The organism is Paraburkholderia sp. ZP32-5 (genome assembly GCF_021390495.1).
In the GTDB taxonomy this organism is placed as follows: domain Bacteria; phylum Pseudomonadota; class Gammaproteobacteria; order Burkholderiales; family Burkholderiaceae; genus Paraburkholderia.
The window spans coordinates 2793647-2809626 of sequence record NZ_JAJEJP010000001.1 but is presented as its reverse complement, the minus strand read 5'-3'; the positions used below and the strand labels follow the sequence as shown (position 1 = coordinate 2809626).

The window sequence follows — 15980 nt, the reverse complement described above, 5'->3', positions numbered from 1 at the left end:
ACTGGCTGCCTCACTCGGTCGCGGGCGCTTGGGTGCTCGTGGTGGCGTGGGCGGCGGCGTTGGTAGTTGCACCGACATCCTCAACGGCACCAGCGCCAGTGGTCGTAGCTGTACCCACACCGGCACGCGCTGTGGACGTTAAGTGGCTCGGGCGATTTGCCGAGCCCGCCTGTACTGCGCTCTTCGGAGCCATAGCTGCTTTCGCAATTGCGCTGCCGCTCTTGCTCGCGTTCTCCGCCGCGCCCCTTGCATCCGCCTCTGCATTCACCGCGCCTCTCTTGCCCTTGCCATGCGCCGGCAGCGTGTCGCTGTCTTGCGGACCGTTGGCCGGATCATCGAGCCCGCCACCAAGCGCCGTCATCAGCGACGCATGCACGCCGAGCCGTTCGGCCTGCACCTTCGCGACACCTTCCTGCGCGCGCAGCAACTGGCTTTGCGCGACCAGCACGTTCAGATAGTCGGTCAGGCCGCGCCGATAACCTTCGCGCGCCAGATCGTAGTTTTTGCGAGCCGCGGCGACCGAGCGGTCGGCGTCGCCGGCCTGGGTCGCGAGCGAGCGGGTGCGGATCACCTGGTCGGAGATGTCCTTCAGCGCATCGACGATCGACTGGTTGTAGTGCTCGACTGCCTCGTCGTAACCCGCCGACGCCGCGCCGAGCTGCGAGCGCAGCCGGCCGCCGTCGAAGATCGGCAGCGACAGCGCGGGACCCGCGCTCCAGCTATGCGACGGATTCTTCAGGAACTGGAACAGCGGCCCCATCGCCGCATAGCCGCCGATCGACGCGAGCAGGTTGATGTCCGGATAGAAGTCGGCCTTCGCGACGTCGATGCCGCGCGCCTGCGCGGCGACGCTCCAGCGCGCCGCGACGACGTCTGGCCGATGGCCGATCAAATTGGCGGGCAGCGTGGCCGGCAGGCTCGCGAGCGCGGCGGACGTGCCCAGCGACAGCGCCGGGCGCTGGATCGCGTCGCCCGCGCCCGGGCCCTTGCCCGCGAGCGCGGCAAGCTGGTTGCGGCCGAGCGCGATCTTTTCGTCGATTGCGTCGATCTGGCGTTCGTATTCGGGCAGCGGCGTTTCGGCCTGGCTCACTTCGAGTTGCGTGCCGATGCCGCCTTTCAGGCGCCGGTTCGCGAGATCGACGATCTGCTGCTGTTGCTGCAGCGTCGCCTTCGCGACGTCGAGCAGCGCATAGTTCAGCGACATATCGATATAGGTGCGCACCACGTTGCCCTGCAATTCGAGCTGGGCGGCGCGCGCGTCGGCGGCGCTCGCGTGAGCGAGGTCGAGCGCGCGCTCGGCGGCGTTTTTGTCTTTGCCCCACAGGTCGAGGTGATACGACAGGCCGAGCGTGCCGGTGTTGTTCCAGGACTGCTCGCCCGCGAGCGGTCCGGGACCGTAGTACACGTTGTCGGCCCACTTCTGACGCTGGATCGACAGCTCACCGTTGACTTGCGGCGAGAGCGCCGCGTGCGCGACGCCGGCCATCGACGCCGCCTCGCGCACACGCGCCTGCGCCGCCGCGAGACTCGGATTGCCGGCGAGCGCGGCGTCGATCCACTGATTCAGTTGCGGATCGTGATAGGCGCGCCACCAGTCGGTGGCGGGCCACTGCGCATCGGCGTTGGCCGCGCGAATCGCGTTGCCCGCGTCGAGCGAAGCAGGCGCGGTCGTACGCGTTTGCGGCGCGACGCCTCCGGTACTTGCGCATCCGGCGATTGTTAATAAGATCGTAAGAACCGCTGCCGCGGCGACCGCTTTCGGTACCGGAGACTGCACGATTTCCCCCAGAAATGACTATAGAAGCATGCGTGCAATTATATTTTTCGATCGATTGGGGAATAACCGGTAAAGATGCAAGGCATTCTTACAGAACATGAGATAATTGCCTTTGCGAATCGTGTAACAATCGCAGCCATTCAATTGCAATGAGGTTGCCTCGCCGACCGCAATGGGTTGCATGGGACCGGAGTAAGGGTATGGACACGCTTCAAAACATGCGCGTTTTCGTCCGCGTCGTCGAAGCAGGCAGCTTCACGGGTGCCGCGCAGTATCTGAATACGACCACGGCTTACGCGTCGCGCGCGGTCTCCGATCTGGAGGCGCATCTGCGCACGCGGCTGTTGAACCGCACCACGCGCCGCATCGCGCTGACCGAGGCCGGCGAGCGTTATCTGCAGCGCTGCGAGCAGATCCTCGCGTATGTGGATCAGGCGGAGGCCGAGGCGAGCGACGCGCACGCGCGCCCGTCCGGCAAACTCAAGGTTCACGCGATGACGAGCTTCGGCCAGCACTATGTGGTGCCGGCGGTCGGCCGCTACCAGCAGCGCTATCCGGAGGTGCAGGTCGAATTGACGCTCGCGCAGCGCATGCCCGATCTGCTCGACGAAGGCTTCGACGTTTCGCTGGCGCTCGCGACGGACCTGCCGGATTCGGGACTCGTGTCGCAGCGCCTCGGTAGCGCATTCAGCGTGGCATGCGCGTCGCCGGCGTATCTGGAGCAGCGCGGCGTGCCGCAAACGCCCGCCGACCTCGCGCAGCACACGTGCATGCAACTCGTGACGCCGATTTTTCCGGCGGACAAATGGACCTTCGACGGCCCGAACGGCGATGAAACCGTCGCGCTCGGTCCCACCACGTTTCAGGTGAACGTGGCCGAGGCGATGGCCGCCGCAGCGTGCGCGGGCATGGGCGTCGGCCTGATTCCGCTCTATTCGGCGATTCGTTGGCTGCGCAGCGGCGAACTCGTATGGCTGCTGCCCGAATACACGGCGCAGCCGATGAACCTGTATGCGTTGTATCCGTCGAGGCAGTATCTGGACGCGAAGATCCGCACGTGGGTTGAGTTTCTGCGCGACGAGCTGCCCGCGACGCTTGCCGCGGATCACGCGGAGTTGCGGCAATTCGCGAGGTCGTAACCGCGCGCTTTTCAACGCAATGCGCGTACTGCCGGATACGCGTCATGCGCACGTTCTTGTAGAGCTTGACGTCTGGGCAACGCGCGATGTGACAGCCCGCAACGCCCGCCTGTTACATAAGCGCGGCGCCGCAACATTTCTTTACTTCTGCTGGGTGCCCGATTTGCTAACGTGTCGTTCACGCGCTGCCGTTCTCAGCGGAGGCGCCGAATTCGCCGCCATCTGGCGCATCGCAACCACTGAAGGACGACAAATTCATGGATACGCACCTGGTGATCGGCGTGGCCGTCATGTTTGGACTGATCGGCGTTGCCGCATCGCGCGATCTGCTGCGCCGCCTGCGCGAACAACAGCCGCAACTCGTGCCGGTGAAGATCGAACAGCCGAACGCGCGGCGCGAGCGCTGAGATCGACGAACATGGAGTGGCGGCGGAGCGTTTGAAATCCGCCGCCAGCTTCCTTGAAGGGCTTGATAAGCGGACGGGTCCAACAGGTTTTTTCTTCTTCTACGAGCGCCTCGTCGTCCCCTTCCTCAGGGGGTGCGAGTGCGGTGCTCCGGTCATCTGACGTGGTTCACATGTGCGCGCGATGCACGAGTTCGCGTCGAGTCGAAATCGAACCGTACCGCTAGATATCGACCACCTTATCCCACGCAAACAGCGGATTTTCCCACTGACCCGTACGCCGGTCGAAATAGCCGCGCGGATTGCACACGACGCGCGTGCCGTCCACCACGTAGTCGAACGATGTATGCGTATGCCCGTGAATCCACAACGCGACAGGCGAGCGCACGAGTTCCGGCAAATGATTGACGAAGCCCGCCGACGCGCGATCTTCCGCATAACGCTCGGCAAGGCTCAAGCGATGCGGCGCGTGATGCGTGACCACGATCGTCTGGCCGACAAACGGCTTCGCGAGCTCGCCTTCGAGCCATGCACGCGCGCGCCGGTGCAGCGCGAGCGAATCGGCGGGCGTGAAATCGCGCTCGGCATCATGCGTGTCGTGCGGCCAGTTCATCTGGATCAGCCCGCGATAATCGAGCATCACGCGGCTCGCGGCGTCGATCGACTCGTCGATCTCGGACGGCGCCGCGCCGTATAGCGCGAAGTCGGTCCACAACGTCGTGCCCAGCACGCGCCAGCGGCCTTGCGGGTCGACGAGCGAGGCATTGTTCAGCACGTGCACGTTGTCGACCTGCGCGGCCGCGTCGAGCAACGCGCTTTCGAGCGCGCCGAACTCACCGTCGTAGTACTCGTGATTGCCCGGCACGTAGACAATAGGCACCGCGTCGTCGAACGCCTGCGCGGCCCAGCGCGGACCCGCGGCATGGTTGTGGATGTCGCCGGCCAGCACGATCAGATCCGCCTGCGCATGGGCAATCAGCTCGGGCTCGTCGTTTTCCAGATGCAGGTCGGACAGCACGCGAATCTTCACGGACGCAACTCCTGAAACACGCCGCCGCGCCGGACCGCGGAGGCTTCTGTCATTAGCGTAGCACCTTGCCGGGATTCATCAGGTTCAGCGGATCGAGCGCCTGCTTGATCGCACGCATCATTCGCACTTCGACGTCCTGCTTGTAGTGTGCAGCCTCGTCGATTTTCAGTTGGCCGAGCCCATGTTCCGCGCTGATGCTGCCGCGATGCGCGTGCACGCTGTCGTAGACGATCCGGTTGATCGGGCTCTGGTACTGCTCCAGAAACGCCTTCGCGTCGATGCCCTCGGGCGCCTGCACGTTGTAGTGCAGATTGCCGTCGCCGAGATGGCCGAACGTCACCATGCGCGCGCCCGGCGCGGCTTGGGCAATGGCGGCGTCGGTCGCCTCGATGAAATGGCCGATACGCGAGATCGGCACCGCGATGTCGTGCTTGATATTGAGCCCTTCCTCGGCCTGCGCGAGCGGAATGTGTTCGCGCAGATTCCAGAACGCGCGCGATTGCGCGAGGTTTTCCGCGACCACCGCGTCTTCCACGAGACCCTGTTCGAGCGCCGTTTCCATCAGCCCTTCGAACAGCGCGCGCGCGTGCGCTTCGCTTTCGCTGTCCGACAGTTCGAGCAGCACGACCTGAGCATGCGGCTCGGCGAACGGATAGCGCATCTGCGCGAAATGTCGGCCGACGAGGCGCAGGCAGAAATCCGACATCAGTTCGAAGCCGGTCAGAAGCGGCCCGGCGACACGCTGCGTGAGCGCGAGGAAATCGAGTGCCGCGTGCGGCGACGCCAGCGCGGCGAGCGCGGTGACGCGCGCGGCCGGTTGCGGGTGCAGCTTCAGCACCGCCGCGGTGATCAGGCCGAGCGTGCCTTCCGCGCCGATGAACAGATCGCGCAGATCGTAGCCGGTGTTGTCCTTGCGCAAGCCGCGCAGTCCGTCCCAAAGCTCGCCTTGCGGCGTCACGACTTCGAGACCGAGGCACAGCTCGCGCGTGTTGCCGTAGCGCAGTACGCCGGTGCCGCCCGCGTTGGTCGACAGATTGCCGCCGATCGTGCAGCTGCCCTCGGCGGCGAGGCTCAGCGGAAACAGACGCCCGGCCGCCTCCGCGTGCTTCTGCACGTCGGCGAGGATCACGCCGGCTTCGACCGTGATCGTATTGTTGTGCGGATCGATATCGCGCACGCGATTGAGCCGCCGCAGACTGATGACCGCCTGCGCGCCGCTCGCGTCGGGCGTCGCACCACCCGCGAGACCGGTGTTGCCGCCCTGCGGCACCAGCGCGACACGATGCTCGACCGCGAGGTTCACGAGCGCCGCGGCCTCCGCGGCCGTGGCCGGGCACAGCACCGCGCAGGCCGTGCCGGTGTAGCGGCGGCGCCAGTCGGTCAGGTACGGGGCGGTGTCGTGTGGGTCGGTCAGCACGTGGGCCGCGCCGATGGCATCGCGGCAGGCGGCGAGAAAGGCGGTATAGGTCATGGGGTTGGTCGGCGGTGTGGGAGTCGGGGCGGGTCGAGTGTTGCGGTTTGCGGTTAGGGACGGGTGGGCGTTTGCGTCACGCGGGTGGGGCGGGTCCATCGGCGGCGGCTGCCGTGGCCTCTTTTGCGGCCAGCTTCGCCGCGCGCTTGAACGGTCCGACATAAGCGAGCGTACTGACGAAGAAGATCACCGCCAGCGCCGCCTGCAGCCAACCGAGCTGTGCGCTCAGCCCATGGTCGCTCCAGCCGCGCACGACACCCTCGGCGAAATACAGCAGGATCAGCATCGACGCCCATTGCAGCGTGTAGAGCTGCCGCCGCCATACGCCCGGCAGCGCCGACAGCAGCGGCAACGCCTTGAGCACCAGCAGCGAGCCGCCGGGCCGCAGCGGCGCGAGCCACCATTCCCATGCGACGGCGAGCGCGATCATCGCGACCAGCGTGAAAGCGGCGACGAGCGCGGCGGCGGGTTTCGGTGCCACGGGCGTTGTGGATGCGTGCTGTGATGCGCTTGCGGGGAGATTTTCGGCGAGATTCGTGCTGGGACTGTCGGCCACATTCGCACCGAAATTCGCGCTCCGATCCGCAGGTGCGGTATCTGGGTCCTTCACCGATTGCGCGGCGTTCGCGAGATGGTCCGTGACCGTGACTTCAGAGCGCTGCTCTTCCCGGCGCGCGGTGCCATTTTCTGCCGGCTGTGTATCCGGTCCGCTCACGGTCTTTCGCTCATCGACGCCGCCGTGCGCGCGACGCGCGCGCCAAGCGCGATGGCGAGCGTGCGTTCATCGGCCGAGATGCCTTGCCCGGCCGTGCCCGCGCGCGCGAAATGCGACGCGCCGTACGGCGTGCCGCCCGTCTGCGTGGTGGACAGTGTGCTTTCGGTGTACGGGATGCCGACGATCAGCATGCCGTGATGGAGCAGCGGCAGCATCATCGACAGCAGTGTGGATTCCTGGCCGCCGTGCAGACTGCCGGTCGATGTGAACACGCAGGCCGGCTTGCCGGACAACGCGCCTGACAGCCACTGCGGCGTGGTGCCGTCGAGAAAGTATTTGAGCGCGGCGGCCATGTTGCCGAAACGGGTCGGCGAGCCGAGCGCGAGGCCCGCGCATTCCTCGAGATCGCGCAGTTCGACGTAAGGCGGCCCTTCGGCGGGGATGTCCGGTTCGGCCGCCTCGCAGACCGTGGAAACCGCCGGCACGGTGCGCACTCGCGCCTGCATGCCGGGGACGCTGTCGACGCCGTGCGCGATCGCCAGCGCGAGCTCGCGCGTGGCTCCGTGACGGCTGTAATAAAGCACGAGTATGTCTTTCATAGGCCTCATCGGTGAACGGGTATTATAGGGGCTCGGTCCACGGTACAGGCCGCTCATAGCCGTTCGGCCAGGTGGTTCGATCAGACGCCGCGAGCGGTTCCCGCAGTCCCGGTTCGGCGGGTCAGGAAGCAAGGAGGCAGGTTTGTTGTCCAGGATGCGTTTCGATCTCGACACGCTCAAACGGCTCGCGCAGTTCGCCGCGCAACGCATCGGTGAGGACCGGATTCCCCAGGTGGCGGGCAGTCTGACGTTTACGACGATGCTGTCGCTCGTGCCGCTCGCCACCGTCGCGTTCGCGCTATTTACCGCGTTTCCGATCTTCAGCTCGTTCCAGGCGTCGCTGCAGTTTTTTCTCGCCGATCACCTGATGCCCGCGCAACTGAACGATCAGATCTTCAAGTATCTGAACCAGTTCGCGTCGAAGGCCAAGGGGCTTACCACGATCGGCATGATCATCCTGTTCGTCACCGCGGTGATGACGATGATGACCGTCGAATCCGCGTTCAACGTGATCTGGCGCGTGCGCAAGGCGCGGCCCGTCGCGCAGCGCATTCTGGTCTACTGGGCGATCATCACGCTCGGCCCGATTCTGATCGGCGTGAGCCTGTCGATCTCGTCGTATCTGTTCACACAATCGATGACGTTCTCGGCGGCGCAGCGCATCACTCCGCTGATCGAATGGGCGCTCGCGGGCGCGACGCTGCCGCTTACCGTGCTCGCGTTTACGATTCTCTACGTTTATCTGCCGAACCGCCGCGTCGAATGGCGCGACGCGGTGGTCGGCGGTGTGATCGCCGCGGTCGCGTTCGAACTCGCGAAGCGCGGCTTCGGTTACTACGTGCGCCGCATTCCGACTTACACCGCCGTGTACGGCGCGTTCGCCGCGGTGCCGCTGTTCCTGGTGTGGATGTATCTGTGCTGGTTCATCACGCTCACCGGTGCGATGATCGCCTCCGCGTTGCCGGCGATCCGTATCGGCCAGTTTCACCGGCCCGTATTCAACGGCAGCCATCTGTTCGATGCGCTCGAACTGCTCGCGCGCCTGTCCGAAGCGCGTGATGCCGGCAAGCGCGGTTATACGATGCCCGAACTCGCGCGTATGCTTCGCCGCGATATGGACACCACGCAGATGCTGTTGCAGCGGCTCGAGGAGATCGAGTGGATCGCGCGTCTGCAGGAAGACCATACCGGCCCGCATTTCGTGCTGCTCGCGAATCCGGCGCAGGTCACGGTGCAGCGGCTTTACGACCTGTTCGTGATTGACCGGGCGGAGCTGACGTATCAGCTTGAACTCGATTCGACCCGTACCGACGGGACCTTGCTGCTGGCCGCGCTCGACAACGACAAGCTGAAGGTGACGCTTGCCGCGCTACTGGCGGCGCGGGCGGCCGCTCGTGCCGCGCGCGCTGGGGACAGCGAGCGCGCGGCGGCTTCGATGCCGCATCAGGCGGCGTGACGTCGCGAGTTGTTCCATTGCCGGCGCAGCTACAGCGAAATTTTCCCCACGCAGATGTCCTTGAACATCACCCAGTCGCCCATCAGGCTGTAAAACGGGTGGCGAAACGTGGCCGGTTTGTTTTTCTCGAAGAAGAAATGGCCGACCCACGCGAAGCCATAGCCGCAGATTACGGCGGCCGGCAGCCATAGCCAGTTGCCCGTGGCGAGCGCCATCGCGAGGCAGCCGATCACGCCGAGCGAACCGACGAAATGCAGCCGCCGCGAGACCAGGTTGCGATGCTCGCTCAGGTAGTACGGATAGAACTCCGCGAAGCTCGCGAAGTGATCGGTATGCGCTGTATGAGCCATGATGGTCTCCTGTGTCGACCGGAGTTAGCGCTTTAGCGCTCACTTGGGTCCCATGAAAGATGGGTGCTTATAGCGGTGCACGGCTCGATCGATACCGCCTGATTGCCGCGTGCGCGTCACGCTTCGTCGCCATGCGGCAGCAGAGCAGGCGCGAGCTGGAAAGCATGCTGAAAAAGACAGCTTTCAATCATTGTCCGGCGATCGCCAGCCGAGTGCAACCTGGCCATTCGGCCGATGGCGCGGCGGTTTTCGCACAGGTATGTTGACCATTCTTTGCAACGCTTTCCGGCGACCTCTCACCGCTGCCGTGAGCCGCGAAAACCCCAGCCCGGGTTGTCACGCCACGCCCTTTTACCGCCCGTCGCGCGGCGCTTTCGACGCGAAACTGAACAGCGCATCGAGCGTTGCATCCGGTTGCTCGGTCATCAGCGCGTGGCCTGCTTCGAGCGTGACCGTGTCGACCGGCGCACCGGCCTGCGCGAGCGCATCGGCAATCGCCCGGGCCGCGCGCGGCGGCGTCATCGCATCGCGCCGGCCGACGATCAGGCGCGTTGCGCAGCGCACCTGAGCGGCGCGGTCGAGGCCATCCGCGTAGGTATGGCAGGCGGTGAAGTCGGTGTGGAACAGATGCGGCTCGCCACGCACGGCGACACGTTCCATCAGCCGCTGGTTCACGCCGTGCAGCCAGAAGCCGGGGCCAGGGGACGATGGCTTTGCCGCGAGTGTCGAATGCGACCACTGGTTGACCATGCCGATCGCTTCGGGCTCGCGGTTGAGCGCGGCGTCGAGCAACGCGTCGGAGACGGTCATCGGCATCGCGGTCGCGAGCAGCGCGAGGTGCGTCGCGCGTTGCGGATAGCGGCCGGCGAAGTCGAGTGCGATCAGCGAGCCCATGCTGTGGCCGGCCACAAACGCGCGCGTGACGCCCACCGTGTCGACCAGCGCGGCGAGCCAGTCCGCCATCGCGGGGACCGTCGTGAGCGCGGGGCCGGCGCTGCGGCAGTGCCCCGGCAGATCCACTGCGAGCACGCCGAAGCCGTGGTGCGCGAAGTACCGGCTCTGCAGTCCCCACACACTGTGGTCGTGCTCGGCGCCGTGGATGAACACGGCCGTCGGCAGGTGCGCATCGAAGGGTTTGCCGCCGGTGTAGGCATAGGCCGATTTGCCTTGAACGGTGACGATCATGTGGACTCCGGGCGGGACGGCGAAGGGATGGCCGACGAGGCGGCCGTCGGCATGGCGGCGCTGCCCTGCGAGGCGGCCTGGCCGCTCGGCGTCGCGGTGCCGCCGCCCGCCGTTTGCATGGCTTTCTGCGCGGCTTTCAGCGCACGCTTGAGATCGTCGATCAGATCGTCCGGATCTTCCAGGCCGATCGACAGCCGGATCGTGCCTTCTGTGATGCCGGCCGCGGCGAGCGCAGCAGCGTCCATGCGGAAGTGCGTCGTCGACGCGGGATGGATCACGAGCGAACGCGCATCCCCGACGTTCGCGAGATGCGAGAACAGCGTGAGCGCCTCGATAAAGCTGCGCCCGGCCGCGCGATCGCCACGCAGATTGAAGCTGAACACCGCGCCGGCGCCGCGCGGCAGCAGCCGCTGCGCGAGCGCATGATCCGGATGGTCCGGCAGCTCGGGATAGGCAACCGTTTCGACCGCCGCATGGCCGGCGAGAAATTCGACCACGCGCCGCGTATTGGCGACGTGCCGCTCCATACGCAACGGCAGAGTTTCGATGCCTTGCAGCAGTTGCCATGCGGCCTGCGGATGCAGACACGCGCCGAAGTCGCGCAAGCCCTCGCGGCGCGCGCGCAGCAGGAACGGCGCGACCGTGCTTTCCTCGGCGAACACCATGCCGTGAAAGCCGTCGTAAGGCTTGGTGAATTCGGGAAAGAGACCCGACGCATCGAAGTCGAACGTGCCGCCGTCCACCAGCACGCCGCCTATCGTCGTGCCGTGGCCGCCGAGAAACTTGGTTGCCGAGTGATAGACGAAGTCGGCGCCATGCTCGAAGGGCTTCAGCAGGTAGGGCGTCGTGAACGTCGAGTCGACCAGTAGCGGCACGCGGTGTTCGTGCGCGATCTGCGCGATCGCGGCGATGTCGAGTACGTCGAGCCCCGGGTTGCCGAGCGTTTCGCCAAACAGCAGCCGCGTATTGGGGCGCAGCGCCGCACGCCATGCGTCGAGGTCGCCCGGCTTGACGAAGGTCGTCTCGATGCCGAAGCGCTTGAGTGTGTAGTGCAGCAGGTTGTGCGAGCCGCCGTACAGCGCGTTCGATGCGACGATATGCGCGCCGGCGCCCATCAGCGTCGCGATGGCCAGATGCAGTGCCGCCTGGCCGCTCGCGGTGCCGATCGCGCCGGCACCGTTTTCGAGCGCGGCGACGCGCTCCTCGAATACGGCGACGGTCGGATTCGAGATGCGCGAATACACATGGCCGGCGCGCTCCATGTTGAAGAGCGCCGCGGCGTGATCCGAGTCCCGAAAGGAGAACGACGTAGTCTGATAGATCGGCGTGGCGCGCGCGCCGGTGGCGGGGTCGGGCGCGGCGCCGGCGTGCAGCGCAAGCGTATCGAAACGGTTGGCGGACATCGTGGGCGGCGGGCCGCGAGCGGCCTCGCGAAGGTGGGTGTGGCGGCCATCCTATCACTGGCGTGCACCGCTTCAAGCAGGGCTTTGCCGGCGTGGCGCGGCAAACGCGCCGGCACCGGCGCGCGAAACCGTATGAATTGAATGTGACGAATGCGCTCGGCGCCTTGCTGGGCGGGCCGCTTTCCTTTTATGGGCCTTTCCGCTAGGATCGAAAAAACCATTCATGCATTGCAGAATTAGCGGTATCGGGAGATAGATCATGCGAGTCAGCGACATTCTTAAAGTCAAGGGCAACACCCTTTTTACGGTCACGCCGGATACCACGCTGCATGACGCTGTCAATACGATGGCCGAGCACGATATCGGCTCGCTCGTCGTGATGGAGTACGGCGACCTCGCCGGCATGCTGACCTTTCGCGAAATCATTCAGACGCTGCGCGAGAACGGCGGCAGCGTCGGCACTTCGACGATCCGCAAGGTGATGGACGACCATCCGCTTACCTGCACGCCCGAAACCGACGTCAACGAAGTGCGCCGCATGATGCTCGAGCATCACGTGCGTTATCTTCCGGTCATGGAGAGCCGCACGTTGATGGGTGTTATCTCGTTTTACGACGTCGCGAAGGCAGTGGTCGAGGAGCAGGGCTTCGAAAACCGCATGCTGAAAGCGTATATCCGCGACTGGCCGGAAGAACCGGAAGGGCAGGGCCAGCAGACGGGCTGATGCGCGTAGTCTGGAAGTCGCGCCCGGGCTGTGGTCCGGGGCGTGAATCCACTGCGAAGGCGTGCGCGAAAGCGTGCGCTTTTTTTGTGTCCGGCCTTTTCGGTTTCATGTTCGACCGCCAGGCGCGCTAGCCGCGCCGGTTTGCCCATCCACCGCGCCGTCCGCCGCGCTGCAATTGCTTCACGCCGCCTCCCGAACTTCATGAGCGATCGTCCCTTGTCTGCCGCCCGCCGCGCCGCTCGCGCGAACGAAGCGCACGAATCCCAGTTTCGCCTGCTCGGCGAGCGCCGTTTCGCACCGTTTTTCTGGACTCAGTTCCTCGGCGCGATGAACGACAACGTGTTCAAGATCGGCTTCACGTCGCTCGTCACGTATCAGGCGGCGCGTTTTTCCGGCGTCGATCCGAAGACCGCGGCGTTCCTGATCTCGGCGATTTTCATTCTGCCGTTCGTGCTGCTGTCCGCCACCTCGGGCCAGATCGCCGACAAATACGACAAGGCGGTCTTGACGCGCCTCGTCAAGACTTTCGAGATCGGCGTGATGCTGGTCGGCGGCGCCGGTTTCTGGCTGCATAGCGCGCCACTGCTGTATCTGTGCACGTTCCTGATGGGCGTCCATTCGACCGTGTTCGGCCCGGTCAAGTATTCGTATCTGCCGCAGCATCTGGCGAAGACGGAACTGGTCGGCGGCAACGGCATGGTCGAGATGGGCACCTTCGTCGCGATTCTGGTAGGCACGATCATCGGCGGTGCGGGCGCGGGGTTCGCCGAGCATGGCGCGGTGGTGCTGGCTTGCGCGTGTATAGCGATCGCACTGATCGGGCGCGTCGTGTCAGGCTTCGTGCCGGCCACGCCCGCGCCGCAGCCGGAACTGCGCATCAACTGGAATCCGTTTAGCGAGACGTGGCGCAATCTGAAACTCGCGCGCGAAAACCGCACCGTGTTCCTGAGTCTGCTCGGTATTTCGTGGCTGTGGTTCGTCGGCGCGACGTTCCTCGCGTCGTTCTTCAATTTCGCGAAAGACGTGCTGTCCGCCGACCCCGATGTCGTCACCGTGCTGCTCGCGACGTTCTCGATCGGTATCGGCATCGGCTCGTTGTTGTGCGAGCGGCTGTCGAAGCGGCGCATCGAAATTGGTCTCGTGCCGCTCGGCTCGATCGGCATGAGCGTGTTCGCCATCGACCTTTTTTTCGCGAGCCACGCGCTGCCGCCGGCCGGCCATCTGCTGGGCGTCGGCGAATTCCTCGGCCGCTTCGCGCATTGGCGCGTGCTCGCCGACCTGTTCCTGCTGGCGATGTTCGGCGGTTTCTACAGCGTGCCGCTGTATGCGCTGATCCAGAGCCGCAGCCAGCCGAGCCATCGCGCGCGCATCATCGCCGCGAACAATATCCTGAATTCGCTGTTCATGATCGTGTCCGCGCTGATGGCGATGGCCCTGACCTCGGCGGGCTTCAGCATTCCGGCGATCTTCCTCGTGACCGCGCTGCTGAACGTGGTCGTCGCGGCCTATATCTATTCGCTCGTGCCCGAGTTTCTGTTGCGCTTTATCGCGTGGCTGCTCGTGCATACGTTCTACCGGATCCGGCTCGTGCATGCGGAGCGGATTCCGAAGGAGGGCGGGGCGGTGCTCGTGTGTAACCACGTGAGCTTCGTCGACGCGATCGTCATCATGGCCGAGAGCCCGCGGCCGATCCGCTTCGTGATGGACCATCAGATTTTCCGGACGCCATTGGTCGGATGGTTGTTCCGCCATGCGAAGGCGATTCCGATTGCGCCCGCGCATCAGGACGCGGCGCTGCTCGCGCGCGCGTACGACCAGTGTGCGCAGGCGCTCGCCGACGGTGAACTCGTGTGTATCTTCCCGGAAGGCAAGCTGACGCGCACCGGCGACATGAATCCGTTCCGGCATGGCGTGAGCGAGATCGTCGGGCGCACGCCGGCGCCCGTTATTCCGATGGCGCTGCGCGGGCTGTGGGGCAGCGTGTTTTCGCGCGACGTCGACGCGCACTGGCCGCGGCCGGTGCACAAGGGCGTGATGAGCCGGCTGAGCCTCGTGGTCGGCGAGCCGATCGAGCCGGCGCTCGCGACGCCGGAGAAGCTGCAGGCGATCGTGACCGAGCTGCGCGGCGCGCGCAAATAGCGGTGGGTGCTGGCCGAGCTTGGCAAGCGAGCCGCTCGAGTCGGTGCCTGTGACGTCGGACCAGGCAGCGGCGGCAGATCCTGACTGGGCGCGCTTGACGCGCGAAGACAGCGCAGGCCGGTGCCGCCCTGGCCGATCGGCCAGAAACGCCGGACCGGCCGGCTCCGACGCTGGAGGGCTGGCATAATAGCGTTCCCCCCGCATTTCTTTGGACGACGCTCATGTCCGGCAACACGCTCGGTACGCTCTTCACTGTCACGACCTTCGGCGAATCGCACGGCCCCGCTATCGGCTGCGTGATCGACGGCTGCCCGCCGGGCATGGCGCTCAACGAAGCCGATATCCAGTTCGAACTCGACCGCCGCAAACCCGGCACGTCGCGGCACGTCACGCAGCGCCAGGAGGAAGACAAGGTCGAGATCCTGTCGGGCGTGTTCGAAGGCCAGACCACCGGCGCGCCGATCGCACTGCTGATCCGCAACACCGACCAGCGCAGCAAGGACTACGGCAACATCGCCGAGACATTCCGGCCGGGCCACGCCGACTACACCTATTGGCAGAAATACGGCATTCGCGACTATCGCGGCGGCGGCCGTTCGTCGGCGCGGCTGACGGCGCCCACGGTCGCTGCGGGCGCGGTCGCGAAGAAGTGGCTGCGCGAGAAATCCGGCATCGAGGTTCGCGGCTACATGGCCGCGCTCGGCGAGATCGACGTGCCGTTCGTCGACTGGGCGCTGGTACGCGAGAATCCGTTCTTCGCGGCGAATGCCGATATCGTGCCGCAGCTCGAAGCGTATATGGACGCGCTGCGTAAGGACGGCGACTCGATCGGCGCGCGCATCAACGTGGTCGCCTCCGGTGTGCCGGTCGGCCTCGGCGAGCCGCTGTTCGACCGTCTCGATGCCGATATCGCGCACGCGATGATGGGCATCAACGCGGTGAAGGGCGTCGAAATCGGCGCCGGCTTCGCGAGCGTCGCGCAACGCGGCTCGGTGCATGGCGACGAACTGACGCCGGAAGGCTTCGTCGGCAACAACGCGGGCGGGGTGCTCGGCGGTATTTCGACGGGGCAGGACATCACCGTGTCGATCGCAATCAAGCCGACGTCGAGCATCCGCACGCCACGCCGCTCGATCGACAAGGCCGGCCAGCCGGCAGTCGTCGAAACCTTCGGTCGACATGACCCGTGCGTCGGCATTCGCGCGACGCCGGTCGCCGAGGCAATGCTTGCACTCGTGCTGATCGATCATGCGCTGCGTCATCGCGCGCAATGTGGCGACGTGTCGGTGAGCACGCCGAAGATCGCGGCAAGCGCGCCGTAACGCTGCCGCTATGGCGCCGCTCCCGGCGGCGCTTCCCGAAGACTCCCATCTGTTCTTTGCACGATAGCCGCGCGCTGACGCACTACAGCCAGCGCGCGGCGCCGTGCCTCGGGCGTGTGCCGTGACGGCAGCGCCTCATCTACGATTTCAGCGTTGAAATGGCTTGCTAGCCGACCGTGTGCGCACTCACGTGCTGGCCGTCTTGAGAACGCAAAGCCGGAAGGGAAGTTGAAGACGACGCGAACGCGTCATCGAAACCTGCCTTC

14 protein-coding genes are annotated in these 15980 nt (G+C 65.5%); 6 read left to right on the top strand and 8 right to left on the bottom strand.

The features are described 5' to 3' along the window. Window positions 1-10 precede the first annotated feature (10 nt). Entirely contained in the window at window positions 11-1777 is a 1767-nt protein-coding gene (locus L0U82_RS11940) for an efflux transporter outer membrane subunit (protein ID WP_233831194.1), read from the bottom strand. Between the two features lie 200 nt (window positions 1778-1977). On the opposite strand from L0U82_RS11940, the gene L0U82_RS11935 reads away from it, so the two are divergent. Continuing rightward, window positions 1978-2916, top strand: coding sequence for a LysR family transcriptional regulator (locus tag L0U82_RS11935; RefSeq protein WP_233831192.1), 939 nt, complete (start codon window positions 1978-1980; stop codon window positions 2914-2916). A gap of 257 nt (window positions 2917-3173) precedes the next feature. Beyond that, window positions 3174-3323 (top strand): hypothetical protein, encoded by a 150-nt coding sequence (locus tag L0U82_RS11930; RefSeq protein WP_233831190.1) that lies wholly within the window; start codon window positions 3174-3176, stop codon window positions 3321-3323. Between the two features lie 220 nt (window positions 3324-3543). Here L0U82_RS11930 and L0U82_RS11925 read toward each other — a convergent pair whose 3' ends face one another. The 4 genes from L0U82_RS11925 to wrbA all read right to left on the bottom strand — a co-directional run bounded on the left by L0U82_RS11925 (window position 3544) and on the right by wrbA (window position 7135). After that, window positions 3544-4350 carry a metallophosphoesterase gene (locus L0U82_RS11925; RefSeq protein WP_233831188.1) on the bottom strand — a complete coding sequence of 269 codons (807 nt, stop codon included), beginning with the start codon at window positions 4348-4350 and terminating at the stop codon, window positions 3544-3546. 52 nt (window positions 4351-4402) lie between these two features. Beyond that, entirely contained in the window at window positions 4403-5821 is a 1419-nt protein-coding gene (locus tag L0U82_RS11920) for an FAD-binding oxidoreductase (RefSeq protein WP_233831185.1), read from the bottom strand. 76 nt (window positions 5822-5897) lie between these two features. Then, on the bottom strand, window positions 5898-6302 hold the full coding sequence (locus L0U82_RS11915; protein WP_233831183.1) for a DUF2069 domain-containing protein: 405 nt from the start codon (window positions 6300-6302) through the stop codon (window positions 5898-5900). 230 nt (window positions 6303-6532) lie between these two features. Beyond that, the gene (gene wrbA, locus L0U82_RS11910) at window positions 6533-7135 is read right to left on the bottom strand and encodes an NAD(P)H:quinone oxidoreductase (RefSeq protein WP_233831182.1); all 603 of its coding nucleotides are present in this window, start codon (window positions 7133-7135) and stop codon (window positions 6533-6535) included. A 154-nt stretch (window positions 7136-7289) separates the two neighbouring features. On the opposite strand from wrbA, the gene L0U82_RS11905 reads away from it, so the two are divergent. Further along, window positions 7290-8591: a YihY family inner membrane protein gene (locus L0U82_RS11905; protein ID WP_233833245.1), complete on the top strand. Its 1302-nt coding sequence runs from the start codon at window positions 7290-7292 to the stop codon at window positions 8589-8591. Between the two features lie 29 nt (window positions 8592-8620). Here L0U82_RS11905 and L0U82_RS11900 read toward each other — a convergent pair whose 3' ends face one another. From L0U82_RS11900 to L0U82_RS11890, 3 genes are all read right to left on the bottom strand, one after another. Beyond that, window positions 8621-8941: an Mpo1-like protein gene (locus tag L0U82_RS11900; RefSeq protein ID WP_233831180.1), complete on the bottom strand. Its 321-nt coding sequence runs from the start codon at window positions 8939-8941 to the stop codon at window positions 8621-8623. 351 nt (window positions 8942-9292) lie between these two features. Continuing rightward, the gene (locus L0U82_RS11895; RefSeq protein WP_233831178.1) at window positions 9293-10126 is read right to left on the bottom strand and encodes an alpha/beta fold hydrolase; all 834 of its coding nucleotides are present in this window, start codon (window positions 10124-10126) and stop codon (window positions 9293-9295) included. Continuing rightward, window positions 10123-11529 (bottom strand): O-acetylhomoserine aminocarboxypropyltransferase, encoded by a 1407-nt coding sequence (locus L0U82_RS11890; protein WP_233831176.1) that lies wholly within the window; start codon window positions 11527-11529, stop codon window positions 10123-10125. The genes L0U82_RS11895 and L0U82_RS11890 overlap by 4 nt, the downstream gene beginning before the upstream one ends. A 259-nt stretch (window positions 11530-11788) precedes the next feature. Between L0U82_RS11890 and L0U82_RS11885 the strand changes: the two genes are divergently transcribed. The 3 genes from L0U82_RS11885 (at window position 11789) to aroC (ending at window position 15714) form a co-directional block, all read left to right on the top strand. Continuing rightward, window positions 11789-12253 (top strand): CBS domain-containing protein, encoded by a 465-nt coding sequence (locus tag L0U82_RS11885; RefSeq protein WP_233831174.1) that lies wholly within the window; start codon window positions 11789-11791, stop codon window positions 12251-12253. Between the two features lie 201 nt (window positions 12254-12454). Further along, window positions 12455-14392: an MFS transporter gene (locus L0U82_RS11880; RefSeq protein ID WP_233831171.1), complete on the top strand. Its 1938-nt coding sequence runs from the start codon at window positions 12455-12457 to the stop codon at window positions 14390-14392. A gap of 221 nt (window positions 14393-14613) precedes the next feature. After that, window positions 14614-15714, top strand: coding sequence for a chorismate synthase (gene aroC / locus L0U82_RS11875; protein WP_233831168.1), 1101 nt, complete (start codon window positions 14614-14616; stop codon window positions 15712-15714). Window positions 15715-15980 lie beyond the last annotated feature (266 nt).

Coding starts and splice junctions, on each gene's coding strand:
- L0U82_RS11935 (WP_233831192.1), top strand. CDS start 1,978: ATGGACACGCTTCAAAACATGCGCGTTTTCGTCCGCGTCGTCGAAGCA.
- L0U82_RS11930 (WP_233831190.1), top strand. CDS start 3,174: ATGGATACGCACCTGGTGATCGGCGTGGCCGTCATGTTTGGACTGATC.
- L0U82_RS11920 (WP_233831185.1), bottom strand. CDS start 5,821: ATGACCTATACCGCCTTTCTCGCCGCCTGCCGCGATGCCATCGGCGCG.
- wrbA (WP_233831182.1), bottom strand. CDS start 7,135: ATGAAAGACATACTCGTGCTTTATTACAGCCGTCACGGAGCCACGCGC.
- L0U82_RS11905 (WP_233833245.1), top strand. CDS start 7,290: ATGCGTTTCGATCTCGACACGCTCAAACGGCTCGCGCAGTTCGCCGCG.
- L0U82_RS11900 (WP_233831180.1), bottom strand. CDS start 8,941: ATGGCTCATACAGCGCATACCGATCACTTCGCGAGCTTCGCGGAGTTC.
- L0U82_RS11895 (WP_233831178.1), bottom strand. CDS start 10,126: ATGATCGTCACCGTTCAAGGCAAATCGGCCTATGCCTACACCGGCGGC.
- L0U82_RS11890 (WP_233831176.1), bottom strand. CDS start 11,529: ATGTCCGCCAACCGTTTCGATACGCTTGCGCTGCACGCCGGCGCCGCG.
- L0U82_RS11885 (WP_233831174.1), top strand. CDS start 11,789: ATGCGAGTCAGCGACATTCTTAAAGTCAAGGGCAACACCCTTTTTACG.
- L0U82_RS11880 (WP_233831171.1), top strand. CDS start 12,455: ATGAGCGATCGTCCCTTGTCTGCCGCCCGCCGCGCCGCTCGCGCGAAC.
- aroC (WP_233831168.1), top strand. CDS start 14,614: ATGTCCGGCAACACGCTCGGTACGCTCTTCACTGTCACGACCTTCGGC.